Here is a 15,312-nt window from a genome sequence, read left to right as displayed (position 1 = left end):
CTCCATAGATGAGGCCGCGACGTGCCGCGGCGCTGCGCGCGAGGTCGCCCGCCGAGCGGCCGTTAGCGGCCGCCGATGGATCGTCCTTTATTCGGATGACCTGCTTGCTTGATCCAGATCAGGCTTTGCGCAATCCCGATTACTTACTTTCCGTCCCACGCGAGCGGTGCGACATACGGCCGCAGGCAGGCGATGGGGTCGCTTGCCTGGCGCACGTGCGCTCGTGCCTGTATCCAGAATGAGCATTGGGGGAATGAGGATGCGTCTAGGGGGACGGTTGCGTCATATCGGGCGCGCCTGCGCGGGATTGCTGGCAGGCGGGCTCTCATCATCCGCCTTCGCCGAGATGCGCTACAACTTTCCGGAACCGGCCAGTGCCGGTGCCCGCGATATCTACGATATCCACATGCTCACGATGCGCATCACGTTCGTGCTGCTGCTCATCGTTTACGCCGTTATCTGCTACTCGCTGTTCGTGCATCGCAAGAGCCGCGGCGCGGTGCCGGATCAGAAATTCCACCTCGGCACTTTCGGTCGCTGGGCGTGGGTGATGGTGCCGGTGCTGGTGCTGGGCGTGGACCTGTCGATTGCCGGCAGCGCCGAGAAAGTCCTGCATTCGCTGTGGCTGGTGCCGAAAGACAAGGACATGCTGGAAATCAAGGTGGTCGGCCACCAGTGGTGGTGGGAATTCGAATACCTCGACCAGAAACTCACGGTGGAAAGCCGCGCGCTGCCGCCGGAGAAGGCCGGCGACCTCTACCTGCGCGATGTCGACAACCGCCTGGTGCTGCCGACCAACACCAAGATCCGCTTCCTGCATACCTCGGCCGACGTCAATCACGCATTCTGGGTGCCGGAGCTCGGCATGAAGAAGGATGCGATTGCCGGTTATGTGACCGAGACCTGGGCGACCATCGATCGCGAAGGCGTGTTCCGCGGCCAATGCGCGGAACTATGCGGCACCTGGCATGCGCGCATGCCCATCGTGGTCGAGGCGGTGAGCAACGATCGCTTCAATACCTGGCTGGCGGAACAGCATAAGGTGGCCGAGGCCGCGGCCGCCGAGGCCAGCGCCGACAAGGTGTGGAGCAAGGACGACCTCATGGAGCGCGGCCGCAACGCCTACAACAAGAACTGCGCAGCCTGCCATCAGCTCGACGGCAAGGGGCTGCCACCGGCCTTCCCGCCGATCGTGGCGGGGCTGCCGTTCCCGGCTGCGCCGGCCTTGACCAAGCCTCTCGAGGAACGCGGCTTCCTCAAGGACGGCAAGGTGGTGATGGGGACGGTTGCCAGCCACCTGGACATCATCCTGCATGGCATCGCCGGGACCGCCATGCAGCCTTGGGGCCAGCTCAACAATCTCGACGTCGCCGCCATCACCACCTACGAACGCAACGCGTGGGGCAATGACACTGGTGACGTGGTGCAGCCCGCCGACGTGGAAAAGGCGCGCGCCGCGCAGGCCAGCGCCGCGGCGCATTGATCGAACCAAGAGATCAGGAGGAATAGAACCGCATGTCCACCGCCATTTCCCTCGACCATCACGATGACCACCATGCGCTGCCCCATGGCTGGCGGCGCTGGCTGCTGAGTACCAATCACAAGGACATCGGCACGCTCTACATGATTTTCGCCTGCGTCATGCTGTTCAGCGGTGGACTCATGGCAATGCTGATCCGCGCCGAGCTGTTCATGCCGGGCATCCAGTTCCTGCAGCCCGATCTGTACAACAACTTGGTCACCAATCACGCCTTGATCATGGTGTTCGGCGCGGTCATGCCGGCCGCGGCGGGCATGGCGAACTGGATGATTCCTCTCATGATCGGTGCGCCTGACATGGCCTTGCCGCGCATGAACAACTTGAGCTTCTGGATCCTGGTGGCGGGCGGAATCATGCTGATCATGTCGGTGGTGGTGCCATTCCTGCCGGGCGGCGGTACGCCGGTCAATACCGGCTGGACGCTCTATCCGCCATTGTCGCTGCAGGTCGGCATGTCGATGGACCTTCTGATCTTCACCGTGCACCTGCTCGGCGTGTCTTCGATTCTCGCCTCCATCAACATCATCGTGACCCTGTTCAACACCCGCGCGCCGGGCATGACCTTGATGAAGATGCCGATCTTCTGCTGGGCGTGGATGGTGACGGCGTTCCTGCTCATTCTCATCATGCCGGCGCTCGCCAGCGGCGTGACCATGCTGCTGTTCGACCGCCACTTCGGCACCAGCTTCTTCAATGCCGCCGGCGGCGGCGACCCGGTGCTGTTCCAGCACCTGTTCTGGTTCTTCGGCCATCCCGAGGTGTACGTGCTGCTGCTGCCGTCGATGGGCATCGTCGCGCACATCATCCCGACCTTCGCGCGCAAGCCGCTGTTCGGCTACACCTCGATGGTCGGCGCCATGGTGTCGGTGGGCGCTATCGGCATGCTGGTGTGGGCGCATCACCAGTACACCATCGGCATGTCGCTGGCGGCCGTCACCTATTTCATGATCGGCACCATCCTGATCTCGATACCGGTGGGCCTCATGATCGTGAATTTCATCGCCACCATGTGGCGTGGGGCGATGACCTTCGAGACGCCCATGCTGTTCTCGATCGCGATCATCGTGCTGTTCACGTTCGCCGGCATGACCGGCGTGATGCTGGCCGTGATCCCGGGTGACATCCAGTACCACGACAGCTATTTCGTGGTCGCGCACTTCCACTATGCCTTGATTCCGGGCGCCTTGTTCGGCCTGTATGCCGGCACCTTCTTCTGGTTGCCGAAATGGACCGGTCACATGTACGACGAGAAGCTCGCCAAGCTGTTCTTCTGGCTGACCATGGTGGGCTTCAACCTGACGTTCTTCCCCCAGCATTTCCTGGGGCTGGCGGGCATGCCGCGCCGTATCGTCGACTACAACCTGGTGTTCACCGAGTTCAACAAGATGTCGAGCCTTGGCGCGTTCATCTTCGGAATCAGCCAGATCCTGCTGCCCATCATCATCATCAAGTGCATACGCGGCGGTGAGAAGGCGAGCGACGGCGTGTGGGAAGCGTCCAATGGTCTCGAGTGGACCTTGCCTTCGCCGCCGCCTTTCCACAGCTTCACCGAACCGCCGGTGGTGAAATAAGGCCGCGCCGTTCATGGTCACCGACGACACCAGCCGCGCGACCCCCAAGCCGCGCGGAAGCCGCACCGCGCTGTGGCTGGGCGGCTTGGCGGCGCTGATGTTCGGCTTCGGCTTCGCGCTTGCGCCGCTGTACTCGTTGTTGTGCGACGCGGTCGGTATCCAGAGCGCGTCGGCCGACGTGGCTCGCACCGTGTCGGGCACCGAAGCGCCGCAGGCGCGGCAGGTGACAGTGCGTTTCGATACCAACGTGCCGGCCGACCTGCCGTGGGAATTCAGCGTCGACCAGCCGCGCCTGGCCCTGCATCCGGGCCAGATGCAGGAAATGACGTTCCACGTGCGCAATCGCTCCAACCAGACCATCGTCGGACGCGCCATCGCCACGGTGCTGCCGTGGCAGGCCTCTGCCCACTTTACCAAGACCGAGTGTTTCTGTTTCCAGGATCAAGCGGTCGCGCCGGGCGAGAGCAAGGAGTTGGTGGTGCGTTTCATGGTGTCGCCCAAACTGCCGGACGACATCGACGCGCTGACGCTTTCCTACACCTTCCTGCGCCACGCGGCGGATCCCGAACACGGGCCGGCGCCGGCGCCCTCCAACAGCAAGGGATGAATTGACGATGTCTGAGCAAGTCTCGAAATACTACCTGCCTGAGCCGAGCCCGTGGCCGATCCTCATGACGCTGGCCTTGTTCAGCCTGTTGCTCGGTACGGCGCTGACCATCAATGGACTGTGGCCGGGCATGGTGTTCGTGATCCTGGGGTTGGCCTTGTTCGCCTACCTCATGTTCGCCTGGTTCGGCGACATCGTGCGAGAGAACTCCGAGGGCTTGTACAACGATGCCGTCGACAGTTCGTTTCGCCAGGGCATGGTGTGGTTCATCGCCTCGGAATTCTTCTTCTTCCTGGCGTTCTTTGCCTCGCTCTATTACTTGCGCAACGTCGCCGCCGACTGGTTGACGGGCAATGGCTACCTGGCGGGCACCAACGAGCTGCTCTACAACCAGTTCTTCGCTGAATGGCCGCGCACCGCGCCGGGTTTGAAGGACGAGTTCACGCCGATGTCGGCATGGGGCGTGCCGGCCATCAATACCGTCATCCTGCTGACCAGCGGCGCCACCATCACCTGGGCCCACTGGGGACTGAAGACCGAGAACCGCGCCCTGCTGATCCGCGGCCTGGCGCTGACCATCGCGCTCGGTCTGATCTTCGTGGTGATGCAGGCGATGGAATACCAGGAGGCTTACACCCATCTGCATCTCACCCTGAAGTCGGGCGTGTACGGGTCGACCTTCTTCATGCTGACCGGCTTTCACGGTTTGCACGTGACGGTCGGTTCCATCATGCTGGCAGCGGTGCTCGGGCGCAGCTTGAAAGGGCATTTCACCCCTCAGAATCACTTCGCCTTCGAGGCCGTTGCCTGGTACTGGCACTTCGTCGACGTGGTGTGGCTGGGCTTGTTCATTTTCGTGTACATCATGTAAATGAAAGGCGGGCGCTGACGCTCGTAAGGGGAGGGGAGAGATGGGGATCGTATTCAAACTGCCGGCCATCGTGCTCATGCTGCTGACCGCCGGCGTGCTGCTCGAGGCGCTGTATTTCCTGTCGCGCGATCACGGCGACAAGGACAAGACCCGCGTCGCGCGTGCCTTGTCGATTCGCGTCAGCCTCGCGCTGATCCTGTTCGTAATGTTGATCGCCGGCGCATTCCTGGGCCTGATTCAACCGCACGGGCTATAGGCGATGCCGCCGGGCCCCGCAGCGCGTCGCCCGCCGCTGGTGCTCGGTATCCTGAGTGCAATTGCGGTGCTGGTGTGCGCGCGCCTCGGGGTCTGGCAACTCGAGCGCGCCGACGACAAGCAGCGACTGCACGCCCAGATGGCGGAGCGCATGGAGGCGCAGGCCTTCGAACTCTTGCCGGGCTTTACCTATCGCGACGAATTGCGCTTTCGGCCGGTGGTGGTGCGCGGACGCTTCGTGGCGGGCGCGCAGGTACTGCTCGACAACCGCGTGCATGATGGCCGTGCCGGGGCTGCGGTATATGCGCCGTTCGCGGTGGCCGGCGAGCCGCGGCGCCTGCTGGTCGAGCGCGGTTGGGTGCCGTGGTCGCAGGATCACGCGCGGCTGGCCGAGGCGCCGTTACCCGAGGGTGAACTGCAACTGCGCGGCTTTCTCGACCAGCCGCCGGTGCGCAGCGCGTTCCTCGGTGAGGCCCCCGAAGCCGCCATGGTTGGCCCGCTCTGGCCTTATCTCGACTGGCAACGGCTCGCCGCCAAGGCCGGGCCGCTGATGGATGGCGTGGTGTTGCGCGAAGACGCGGCGGCGGATGGCGCTTTGTTGCGCTTCCGGCCAGCCCTCGAGGAAAAGCGCGGCATGCACCTAGGCTACGCGGTGCAGTGGTTTTCGTTTGCCGGCATCGTTGCGCTGGTCGCGCTGCGCTTGTGGTGGAGCGGCCGTCGCCGAACGACCCTGATGATGGAGACAGGCAAGCCATGAGCATCCAGGCGCCGCGCGAAGCAAATGCCAATGGCGCGGCAGTGCCGCGCAATCAATTCACCCTGGTGGCCTTAATCCTGCTGTGCGGGCTGCCTTTCGTCGGCGCCTGGCTGTTGCTGAGCTATCCGCAACTGCGGCCGCAGGGACATTCCCAGCACGGCACACTGTACGAGCCGGTCGTGCCGCTCGCGGCCACCGAGTTCGTCGATTTGAAAGGACAGCGTTTCGGGCTCGAGGCGCTGCAGGGCAAGTGGACGCTGGCATGGCTGGGAACCACGCCGTGTGACGCGCGCTGCGACGTGCCGTTAGGTACCTTGCAGCGCGTACGCCGCGCCTTGAGCGAAGACGCCAACAAGGCGCAGGTGGTGGGAGTGCTGACCGTTCCGCCCGCCGATGCAGCATGGCGGGCGCGCATGGAAGACGACACGCTCACGCGCATCATCGCCGGTCCGGAGCAGGCGCTGCAGGCGCTGGTCGGGCAAATGCGCCCCGGCACCGAGATTGAAGCCGCACGAGCCGCTTACTTTCTCATCGATCCCCGCGGCAACCTGGTGCTGAGTTACGCGCCGAACGTCGAATACAAGGATATCCTCGCCGATCTCCGGCACGTCATTCGTTACGTCAATATGCATTGAAGCAAGTGGCTCATTTCAGCAGCCCGCTCCACCAGGGAGGGGGCTGCGCGACGACCGCGTCCAATCCGCACGTCTTGGGAGCCTCAAATCAGCGATGTGTCTGAACGTGGCGTGTCATGGCCTCCCGTGTCCAAGGTACAGCTCCCCCGCGATATAATCCCGGCCGCGGACGCAGGCGCGCCTTAATCACCGTGGCCCGCGGCCGCTAAACGATTGGCTGAGCGGTTGTGGTCAGTGGCCCATCGCAGGTGCACGAGAAGCTGTCCATGTCCCCGGGTAGGATCCAGGCGCCGATTCCCGGGTTCGCCAATAGCGACGAAAATCGAAATCCGAGGCCGGTGCGAATGTCCAGATTGGAAGATGAATCAACGCGCCTCGAAACTCTGCTGACCCTGCATCGCCAGCGCGAATGGCATTTCGTGCGCCCCGGAGGCAATCTGGGGGACCAACTGATTTACGCGGGCGCCGAGGCTTTGGCTGGGCGGCTCGGTTTGCGCTGCCGTCATTTTGATGCCGAGAACTTCGTTCCGACCAGTATTGGCTCCGGTGCGGCCGTCTACCTGCACGGCGGCGGCGGTCTGAATCAATGGGGTAGCGGACGTGCACTCAAGAATTTCGTCGCCGCCTTGAGCATCCCTGATGCATTGGTGGTGCAGGGGCCGCAGACATGCGAGACCGAAACGCCGGTGGTGGCTGAACGATTGCGTGTGGCCCTGGCGGAATCGCGTGCGCGCGAGGTGCATCTGTATGTGAGGGAGCAGGCCAGTGTCGACTACCTTAAGGATTTCCCGACCCCGAATGTTCATTTGCATCTTGACCACGACACAGCGCTGCAATTGAGGCAGGAGGATTTGCTGCGCATGGGCGGACTCACGCGCCCCCCGAGTCCGCGTTATGTGCTTCTGGTCAATCGTCGCGACGACGAGGCGCCGCAGAACGCCGCCAGACGATATCGGGGGGTGGTGGAGATGGACCCTGCCTACTACTGCGCGTCGCTGGGCCATTGGATACGTGTTCACGCCTTTGCGTCGCGAATATTCACCAATCGCCTCCATTCCGCGATTGGCGGAGCCCTGCTGGGCGTGCCGGTGACGATGACCGGTGGCAACTATCACAAGAATAGAAGTGTGTGGGAGTACAGCCTGCGCGAGCGCGGGGTGGAGTGGCTTGCATCCTTCGAAAATGAACTCGTGGTCGATAACTCACCGCCGCTATTGCCCAAGTGGCTCGCGCGCAGCTGGAAGGTGCAGCGCCTGATGATGCGTCTGCGCGGAGTGCCTGCGTGATGCCCGGTGAGCCGCAACCGGTTTGCACTGTCATTATTTGCACTATGGCGGTTGCCGAGCGCGCCGATTCGCTCGGCAGAGCAATTGCAAGCGTACTCGGGCAGAACGATACGCCCATTTCGGTGCTGGTTGTCGTAAATGGAGATCGCTACGACGAGAAGCTGGTTGCAGACCTCAAGCGCAGGAAAGATATCGACGTTCTGCAGATCGCGGCGAGGTCATTGAGCGACGCGATTGCCGCTGGCAGAAGTGCGGTGAAGAGCCCGTATTTTGGATTCCTCGATGACGACGACGAGTATCTTCCGCAAGCAATAGATCTGCGCTTGGCCGAACTGGAGAGACATCCGGATGCGGGCGTTCTCGTAACGAACGGCTATCGTTGCCGCGAAAATTTCCGCGAAACCGTGATGAGCCATCTGAACCTCGTCACGGAGGACCCTCTCACTGCGATATTCCGGGAACCATGGCTGGCCTCATGTAGCGGCTTGTACCGCGCTGCCGTGGCACGTGAGGAGCTATTTGAAAAGGTCGCTCGTTACGCTGAGTGGACATGGTTGGGATTTGTCCTGGCGAGGGCTGGAATCGAGGTCAGAACCCTGGACCGGCCAACTTTCTGCATTTACGAGACGCCCAAATCCGAATCGAAATCGGATGAGTATTTGGATGCCCAGATTTCGATTTTCAATCGCATGTTGGCCCTCGCGCCGACCGGGGAGGTCCGGCGGATACTGAAAAACCGAATAAGAGATACATGGCATCACCGCGCGGACGTTGCATTGGGACGTGGCCAGCTGGCATCCGCGTGGCGCTTCCATTTATCTAGTCTCCTCGCGCTGGGCGGGTGGCGATACGCGCTTTTTACCCGCTACTTGATTCCGGGGTGGCCGAAAAAGTCATGAAAAGCAGCGGACCAACCAGTGTATTGCGTGGTGCGGCATTGACCGTGGGCATGCGCTGGACGGACAGGCTGATCGGGTTTGTCAGCACGATCGTTTTGGCGCGACTTCTGGAGCCTTCCGATTTGGGCATCATCGCCATGGTTACTCTGGTGGTCGCCTTTGTCGACGTGTTCTTGGACCTCGGCGTCAACATCGCGCTCATACAGAACCGCAACCCCACTCCGGCTCATTACAACACTGCCTGGACACTGAGAATTCTTCAGACGATCACTTCGGCCGCGGTGATCTGCCTGGTTGCCGATTGGGCGGCCGCTTATTTCGATGATGATCGTCTGCAGCCGGTGCTGTGGTGCATGGCGATAGGAATGGTGTTTTCCGGCTTGGAAAATATCGGCGTGGTGACTTTTCAGAAAGAAATGCGCTTTGGGCTCGATTTCAGGTTCACATTTACCAAGCGCGTCGTCGCGTTCGTGCTGACGATTGTGGCAGCATGGATTTTGAGAAATTATTGGGCGCTGGTGTTTGCGACCGTCGCATCCCGCCTGGTAGGAACGCTGCTCAGTTACTTCATGCATGACATGCGGCCGCGCCTGAGCTTGGAAAAATCCAAAGAAATCTTCGCAGTGTCTTTCTGGATCCTGATGCGGGGGATAGGTAGTTATTTGCACTTGAACTTGCATCGAATCTACGTTGGCGCCGGCTCGAGTGCGTCGGTCATGGGCGGGTATTCACTGGCGACGGAAATTTCGAGTATCCCGAACAATGAACTGCTCAGCCCGCTCAACCGGGTAATCTTCCCGAGCTTCGTCCGCATAAAGCATGATTTGAGTGAATTGCGGCGCGTTTTCTTGTTGGCGCAGGGCCTGCAGACCATGATCGCAGTGCCATGTAGCGTCGGGCTCGCGATTACTGCCCCGGAGGCAGTCAGCGTTCTGCTCGGCCAGAAATGGTTGTTCATCGTGCCGTATGTGCAACTGCTTTCTATCGCGAACATCATTTTTTCAATCACTACGACGTGCGGATACGTCATGATCACCTTGGGCCACACGATGAGCAGTGCCCTGTTTGTCTGGATTCAAATAGTCGTGTTCATGTTGCTCATCGAATTTCATGTCGCGGGTGGTGAAGCCGTGGAAATCGCGTGGGCGCGAGTCGCGACGGTTTGCCTTGCGCTTCCTGTCTCAATTTATCTGCTGCGGAAGGCCATCAGCGTCGTCACGGTCCGAGATATTGTCCTGACGACGTTTCGGCCATTGCTGGCGACCGGGGCCATGTATATCGCGCTGCAGGCAGTGCATCCCTTGCTGGTAATGCCTGCGGTCGCAAGTCTGTGCCTTATGATCGGTCTCGGCGGCGCGGTTTATATTTTTACGACGGCGGGCTTGTGGGTCGCTCTCGGGCGGCCCACGGGAGCAGAGAGTTACGTGTTGGAAAAAATTGTCGCGTTTCGTTCGCGAGGTAAGTGACGTCGCACTACGATTCGCGCCGAGAGACGCTCGCGCGAAGCAGGTGGCGCGAATATGGGAGATAGCGCGCGCCGCCGGTGCCAAGCAGTGACCGTAGATGCATGATCCAGGCATTGCGCAAATCGCCAGCGTTCAAGGCGGCGTCGGAGCAATAATGCAGCGCATTTGTCCGCGCTAGGGCCAGCAGCTTTCGTAAATCCGATCTCTCCGTTTCGTCCAGCATTTGCTGCAGGACTGTCGGCGCGGCCTCGGAATATTGTCGGCTCAAACTCACTCGCTCGTGCGCTGATTGGTGAACAATGAAAGTCGGCGTGTCTACGCGAGCAATTTGCCGGTGCTGGCAAATGCGTAGCATGAAATGAGTAATCTCAAAAAAGTCGGCGAGATTCTCGAAAAAGGTCAAGGGAACAGTTGATGACCTGAATGTCGCAGCTGCGGAATGCATCCAGTTTCTCGTAAGCAGGTCCCGGGCGGCATCGGAGGTATGGTGCTCGTGATCGAACATTCGGACAGATTCGTCCTTAATCCGCCGCAGACCATTTGTTACAACGACATCCGCGTTGCTGTGGGAAAAAGCTTCGTTTCTCACCTTCGTTGCGTTGGGTAATAATTCGTCATCGTCATCGAGAAACGCGAACAGTGGTGAATCAACATTTCGCAAACCAACGAGTCTGGCGTTGGAAACGCCGCTTGACGGCGAGCGGAGCAATCTTAAATCAGTCCGCGATTCAAGCTCTCTTGCAAGACTTGTATCGAAATGAGCGCCATTCAGAATCACCAATGGCACCGCGGGCGGGCCGTCCTGTTGAATTACGCTCTCAATCGCACGCCGCAATTCGAGTGGTCGACGCCCGAGCGTAGGAATGATTACCGTTGTAATAGCGCCGTGAGGCAGAGACAGGGGCTCACGTGATTGTGTTGAGCCAAGATTTGATGCGCGTGTCACTGTTGCGATCTTGACGTTCGCGATTGGCAGGAGTTCGGAATCATCGGCTGGCGCTGTGGCGTGACTCTCTCTCGTTTGCTACCGCGCGGGTGCCGGATTGTATCTTGGCGTTTGAAGTGGCATCCGCACATATCGGCCAGGGCCGTTCAGACTTAACAACATCACTGCCATGCAGTATAGGTTTTCGTGACCTCCTTTTCGGATTTCAGAGGTGGTTCCAGGGGGGGCGGGCGCTGTTATCACCCCAACGTGACACGAGAACCGGTCGCCTATGCTTGCTGATGGTTGCCGCGGGCTGGTGCGTAGGTCGTAGGTAAGGACGCTTGCCGTTGGTGGAGCGAGGTGGGGTTGCATGATTGGCAGGTCATTCGAGGCGCACTGCTGAGCGCCTGCCGAGCAGAGAACTTTAGGTTCAGGGTTTTCTCCACGAACCGCTGGGCCGCAGCGTGTTCTTCGATGGCCCGGGGGTTCCCCTCCCCCCCCCCCCCCCCCCCCCCCCCCGCCCCCCCCCCCCCCCCCGCCCGCCCCCCCCCCCCCCCCGCCCCCCCCCCCCCTGCCCCCCTGACTTCCCCGAAGTCGCCATGGCTGTCCCGGTCTGGCCTTATCTCGACCGGCAACGGTTCAGCGCCGAGGCTGCGCCGCCCGGGGCCACCGAGGTCGTGGATTGCGTCGTGGATTGCAATGTTCGGCGTTTCGGGCTCGAGGCGCTGCAGGGCAGATCGACGTTGGTGTGGCTGCCTTTGGATGTCAGGGCACGCTTGGCTTTCGGCCCTGCAAATGCCCACCTTGTGCGTTTTGCAAGGCGAAGCTGCTGCCGACGCGGCGTGCGCGGGGAAGCGATATCCGTGGAATTGGATTGAAGCACGCACGCCGCTGCATGGCTGCGCGTCTTGGATGGCTCCCCGGGACGGGCTCGAACCGCCGACCTAGTGATTAACAGTCACCCGCTCTACCGACTGAGCTACCGGGGAATAAAGGAGCGGCGTATGGTACTGACCTCGTGGGGCAGCGGTCAAATCTAATTGCGCTCAGGCCAGCAGCTTGCGCATGCGGGCCATGGCTTCCTTGAGCACCTCCATGCTGTTGGCGGTGGACAGCCGCAGGCAATCGGGTGTCCCGAACGCCGCGCCGGGCACCACCGCGAGCTCGGCCTTGTCGAGCAGGTATTCTGCCAGCGCGACGTCGTCATCGAGATCGTCGCGCCGCGCGAGCACGCCGCTCATGTCCGGAAACACGAAGAAGCTGCCCTCGGCGGGGTGCACGTCGACGCCCTTGATCAGGGCCAGTTCGCGCATCACGAAATCGTGGCGCTTCTTGAACGCCTCGTTCTGTTCGCGCAGGAATTCGCGATCGCCACGCAACACGGCGGTGGCGGCGGCCTGTGCGATGGCATTCGGATTGGAAGTGCTCTGCGACTGGATCTTCTTCATGGCCGCGATCAAGGGCGCCGGACCGGCGGCGTAGCCGATGCGCCAGCCCGCCATGCCGTAGGCCTTGGAAAGGCCGTTGACCAGCACCGTGCGCTCATGCAGCCGCGGTGCGGCGTTGAGGATGTTGACGAACGGTTCGGCCGACCACGTCACGTGTTCGAAGATGTCGTCGCTGGCCACGATCACTTCCGGGAAGTCGGCCAGCACATGACCTATGGCTTCCAGTTCGGTGCGGCTGTACACCGCGCCGCTGGGGTTGGCCGGGCTGTTCAGGATCAACAGGCGTGAGCGCGGACCGAGGGCGCCGCGCAATTGCTCGGGGGTGATCTTGAAACGCTGCTTGAACTTGGTGCGAATGATGACCGGGTCGGCGCCGGCCAGTCGCGCCATGTCGGGATAGGACACCCAGTAGGGCGCCGGGATGATGACTTCGTCGTGCTCGTTCAACAGCGCCTGCATGAGATTGAACAGGCTGTGCTTGCAACCGCACGACACCAGGATGTTGTCGGCACGGAAATGCAGCGCGTTGTCGCGCTCGAACTTCTCGATCACCGCGGCCTTGAGTTCAGGCGTGCCGTCGACCTCGGTGTACTTGGTGAAGCCGGCATCGATGGCTTCGCGGGCGGCGCGCTTGGCGTGTTCCGGCGCGTCGAAATCCGATTGTCCGGCGGCCAGGTTGAGAATGCCGCGCCCGGCGCGTTGCAGTTCGGCGGCGTGGGCGGCGACGGCCAGCGTGGGCGAGATACGAACACTCGCGGCGCGGTGTGACGGTTTGACGTCCACGGGGACGAAGCTCCTGGCGTTCGCTGATTGGCGCGACAGCGGGTCGTGTACTATACCGGACGACCGCGACCCCGCAAGCACGCCGCCCGATGAGCAATATCGACGAACGTTCGACCAGCCGCAAGTTCGAATTGGTGTCCGAGTTCGCACCCGCGGGTGGTCAACCGGAGGCCATCGCCGCGCTGCTCGAAGGCATCGACGCCGGTCTCTACCACCAGACGTTGTTGGGCGTCACCGGTTCCGGCAAAACCTTCACCATCGCCAATGTCATCCAGACCGTGCAGCGTCCGGCCTTGATCATGGCGCCGAACAAGACGCTGGCCGCGCAGCTGTACGGCGAGATGCGCGAGTTCTTTCCCCACAACTCGGTGGAGTATTTCGTTTCCTACTACGACTACTACCAGCCGGAAGCCTATGTGCCGGCTTCCGATACCTATATAGAGAAAGACGCCTCCATCAACGATCACATCGAGCAGATGCGCCTGTCGGCCACCAAGGCGCTGCTCGAACGCGGCGACACCATCATCGTCGCGACCGTGTCGGCCATCTACGGTCTGGGCGAGCCCGATGAATACCATTCGATGGTGCTGCATCTGCGTCGCGGCGACATCATCGATCAGCGCTCGATACTGCGACGGCTGACGGCGCTGCAGTACAAGCGCAACGACGTGGTGCTGGAGCGCGGCACCTACCGCGTGCGCGGTGAGGTCATCGACATCTACCCTGCGGAGTCGGAGCGCGACGCGCTGCGCGTCGAGCTGTTCGATGACGAGGTCGAGAACCTCGCCCTGTTCGACCCCCTGACCGGCGAGGTGGTGCGCAAGCTGCCGCGCTACACGATTTATCCCAAGTCGCATTACGTGACGACCCGTGAAACGGTGCTGCGCGCGATCGAGACCATCAAGGAAGAACTCAAGGAACGCCTCGAGCAATTGCGCTCGCTGAACAAGCTGGTGGAAGCGCAACGCCTGGAACAGCGCACGCGCTTCGATCTCGAAATGATGGCCGAGCTCGGCTATTGCAACGGTATCGAGAATTACAGCCGGCACCTGTCCGGTCGCGCCGCCGGCGACCCGCCGGCCACGCTGTTCGACTACCTGCCCAAGAACGCCTTGCTGGTGCTGGACGAAAGCCACGTCACGATCCCGCAGCTCGGCGCGATGTACAAGGGCGATCGCTCGCGCAAGGAGAACCTCGTCGAATATGGATTCCGCCTGCCCTCGGCGCTCGATAACCGGCCGCTGCGTTTCGAGGAGTGGGAGCGCCTGGCGCCGCAGATGATTTTCGTGTCCGCCACGCCCGGCAGCTACGAAGCGAGTCATGCCGGGCGCGTGGTGGAACTCGTGGTGCGCCCGACCGGCCTCATCGACCCCGAGGTCGAGGTGCGGCCGGCCGGCACACAGGTCGACGACCTCCTGTCGGAAATCAACCTGACGGTCGCGCGCGGCGGACGTGTGCTGGTGACGACACTGACCAAGCGCATGTCCGAAGACCTCACCGATTACCTCGGCGAACATGGCGTGCGGGTGCGCTACCTGCATTCCGACATCGACACCGTGGAGCGGGTCGAGATCCTGCGCGACTTGCGGCTCGGCGAATTCGACGTGCTGGTCGGCATCAACCTGTTGCGCGAGGGCCTGGACCTGCCCGAGGTGGCGCTGGTCGCGATCCTGGACGCGGACAAGGAGGGTTTCCTGCGCTCGGACCGCTCGCTCATCCAGACCGTCGGCCGCGCCGCGCGCAACATCGGCGGACGCGCCATCATGTATGCCGACAGCGTCACCGGTTCCATGCGTCGCGCCTTGGACGAGATGGAGCGACGGCGCGAAGTCCAGATCGAATTCAACGCGGCGCATGGCATCACGCCCGTCGGCATCACCAAGCAGGTGGCGGACGTGATGGAAGGCGCCTACGGTCCGGCCGCCGGCCAGCCGCGTCGCGCGCAGCAGCGCGCGGCCGAGAGTCACGCGCCCTACGCGGGCCTGAGTTCGGAGGCGGCGCTAAAGAAGGTCAAGCAGCTCGAAGACCGCATGTACAAGCACGCGCGCGACCTGGAGTTCGAAGAGGCCGCGCGGCTGCGCGACGAGATCGGCCGCATCAAACGCGAGCTGCTGGACATGCCGATGGTGGCGGGCAGTGACTGAATTCGACCCGCGGGCGGTCGCCGATGGCTGGTGACACGCGCGCAATTTGTGTATTCTTCCGCCCCTTCGCGAAGGTACTGGCGCCGAGCTAAGACTCGTCGGCCCGAACCGCGCAAGAACGA

The 15,312-nt window shown here is 62.0% G+C and carries 13 protein-coding genes and 1 tRNA gene; 11 read left to right on the top strand and 3 right to left on the bottom strand.

What is annotated here, in order from left to right:
* Nucleotides 1-259 precede the first annotated feature (259 nt).
* From coxB to IPM80_22850, 10 genes are all read left to right on the top strand, one after another.
* The gene (gene coxB, locus IPM80_22895; GenBank protein MBK8961192.1) at nt 260-1,483 is read left to right on the top strand and encodes a cytochrome c oxidase subunit II; all 1,224 of its coding nucleotides are present in this window, start codon (nt 260-262) and stop codon (nt 1,481-1,483) included.
* A 32-nt stretch (nt 1,484-1,515) separates the two neighbouring features.
* Nucleotides 1,516-3,111, top strand: a complete 1,596-nt coding sequence (locus tag IPM80_22890; protein MBK8961191.1) for a cytochrome c oxidase subunit 1 — start codon at nt 1,516-1,518, stop codon at nt 3,109-3,111.
* 13 nt (nt 3,112-3,124) lie between these two features.
* Nucleotides 3,125-3,718: a cytochrome c oxidase assembly protein gene (locus tag IPM80_22885; GenBank protein ID MBK8961190.1), complete on the top strand. Its 594-nt coding sequence runs from the start codon at nt 3,125-3,127 to the stop codon at nt 3,716-3,718.
* A 7-nt stretch (nt 3,719-3,725) separates the two neighbouring features.
* Nucleotides 3,726-4,589: a cytochrome c oxidase subunit 3 gene (locus IPM80_22880; protein ID MBK8961189.1), complete on the top strand. Its 864-nt coding sequence runs from the start codon at nt 3,726-3,728 to the stop codon at nt 4,587-4,589.
* A 40-nt stretch (nt 4,590-4,629) separates the two neighbouring features.
* On the top strand, nt 4,630-4,845 hold the full coding sequence (locus tag IPM80_22875; GenBank protein MBK8961188.1) for a DUF2909 domain-containing protein: 216 nt from the start codon (nt 4,630-4,632) through the stop codon (nt 4,843-4,845).
* Nucleotides 4,846-4,848: 3 nt separating this feature from the next.
* Nucleotides 4,849-5,601, top strand: coding sequence for an SURF1 family protein (locus IPM80_22870; GenBank protein MBK8961187.1), 753 nt, complete (start codon nt 4,849-4,851; stop codon nt 5,599-5,601).
* On the top strand, nt 5,598-6,236 hold the full coding sequence (locus IPM80_22865; GenBank protein MBK8961186.1) for an SCO family protein: 639 nt from the start codon (nt 5,598-5,600) through the stop codon (nt 6,234-6,236). Before IPM80_22870 ends, IPM80_22865 begins: the two co-directional genes overlap by 4 nt.
* Before the next feature lie 344 nt (nt 6,237-6,580).
* Complete coding sequence (locus IPM80_22860; protein MBK8961185.1) at nt 6,581-7,522, top strand: polysaccharide pyruvyl transferase family protein; 942 nt, start codon at nt 6,581-6,583, stop codon at nt 7,520-7,522.
* A complete protein-coding gene (locus IPM80_22855; protein ID MBK8961184.1) occupies nt 7,519-8,421 on the top strand; it encodes a glycosyltransferase in 903 nt (300 codons plus the stop codon). The genes IPM80_22860 and IPM80_22855 overlap by 4 nt, the downstream gene beginning before the upstream one ends.
* Complete coding sequence (locus tag IPM80_22850) at nt 8,418-9,887, top strand: lipopolysaccharide biosynthesis protein (protein ID MBK8961183.1); 1,470 nt, start codon at nt 8,418-8,420, stop codon at nt 9,885-9,887. The genes IPM80_22855 and IPM80_22850 overlap by 4 nt, the downstream gene beginning before the upstream one ends.
* 7 nt (nt 9,888-9,894) lie before the next feature.
* On the opposite strand, the gene IPM80_22845 is transcribed toward IPM80_22850, so the two are convergent.
* The 3 genes from IPM80_22845 to IPM80_22835 form a co-directional block, all read right to left on the bottom strand.
* Complete coding sequence (locus IPM80_22845) at nt 9,895-10,833, bottom strand: glycosyltransferase family 2 protein (GenBank protein ID MBK8961182.1); 939 nt, start codon at nt 10,831-10,833, stop codon at nt 9,895-9,897.
* A gap of 895 nt (nt 10,834-11,728) precedes the next feature.
* A tRNA-Asn gene (locus IPM80_22840) sits at nt 11,729-11,804 on the bottom strand.
* A gap of 57 nt (nt 11,805-11,861) precedes the next feature.
* Nucleotides 11,862-13,046, bottom strand: coding sequence for a pyridoxal phosphate-dependent aminotransferase (locus IPM80_22835; GenBank protein ID MBK8961181.1), 1,185 nt, complete (start codon nt 13,044-13,046; stop codon nt 11,862-11,864).
* An 89-nt stretch (nt 13,047-13,135) separates the two neighbouring features.
* On the opposite strand from IPM80_22835, the gene uvrB reads away from it, so the two are divergent.
* Complete coding sequence (gene uvrB / locus IPM80_22830) at nt 13,136-15,190, top strand: excinuclease ABC subunit UvrB (GenBank protein ID MBK8961180.1); 2,055 nt, start codon at nt 13,136-13,138, stop codon at nt 15,188-15,190.
* Nucleotides 15,191-15,312 lie beyond the last annotated feature (122 nt).

Source organism: Pseudomonadota bacterium, from assembly GCA_016719885.1.
In the GTDB taxonomy this organism is placed as follows: domain Bacteria; phylum Pseudomonadota; class Gammaproteobacteria.
Note: the sequence above shows the minus strand (reverse complement) of the source record. Positions and strands in the feature narration are given on the sequence as shown.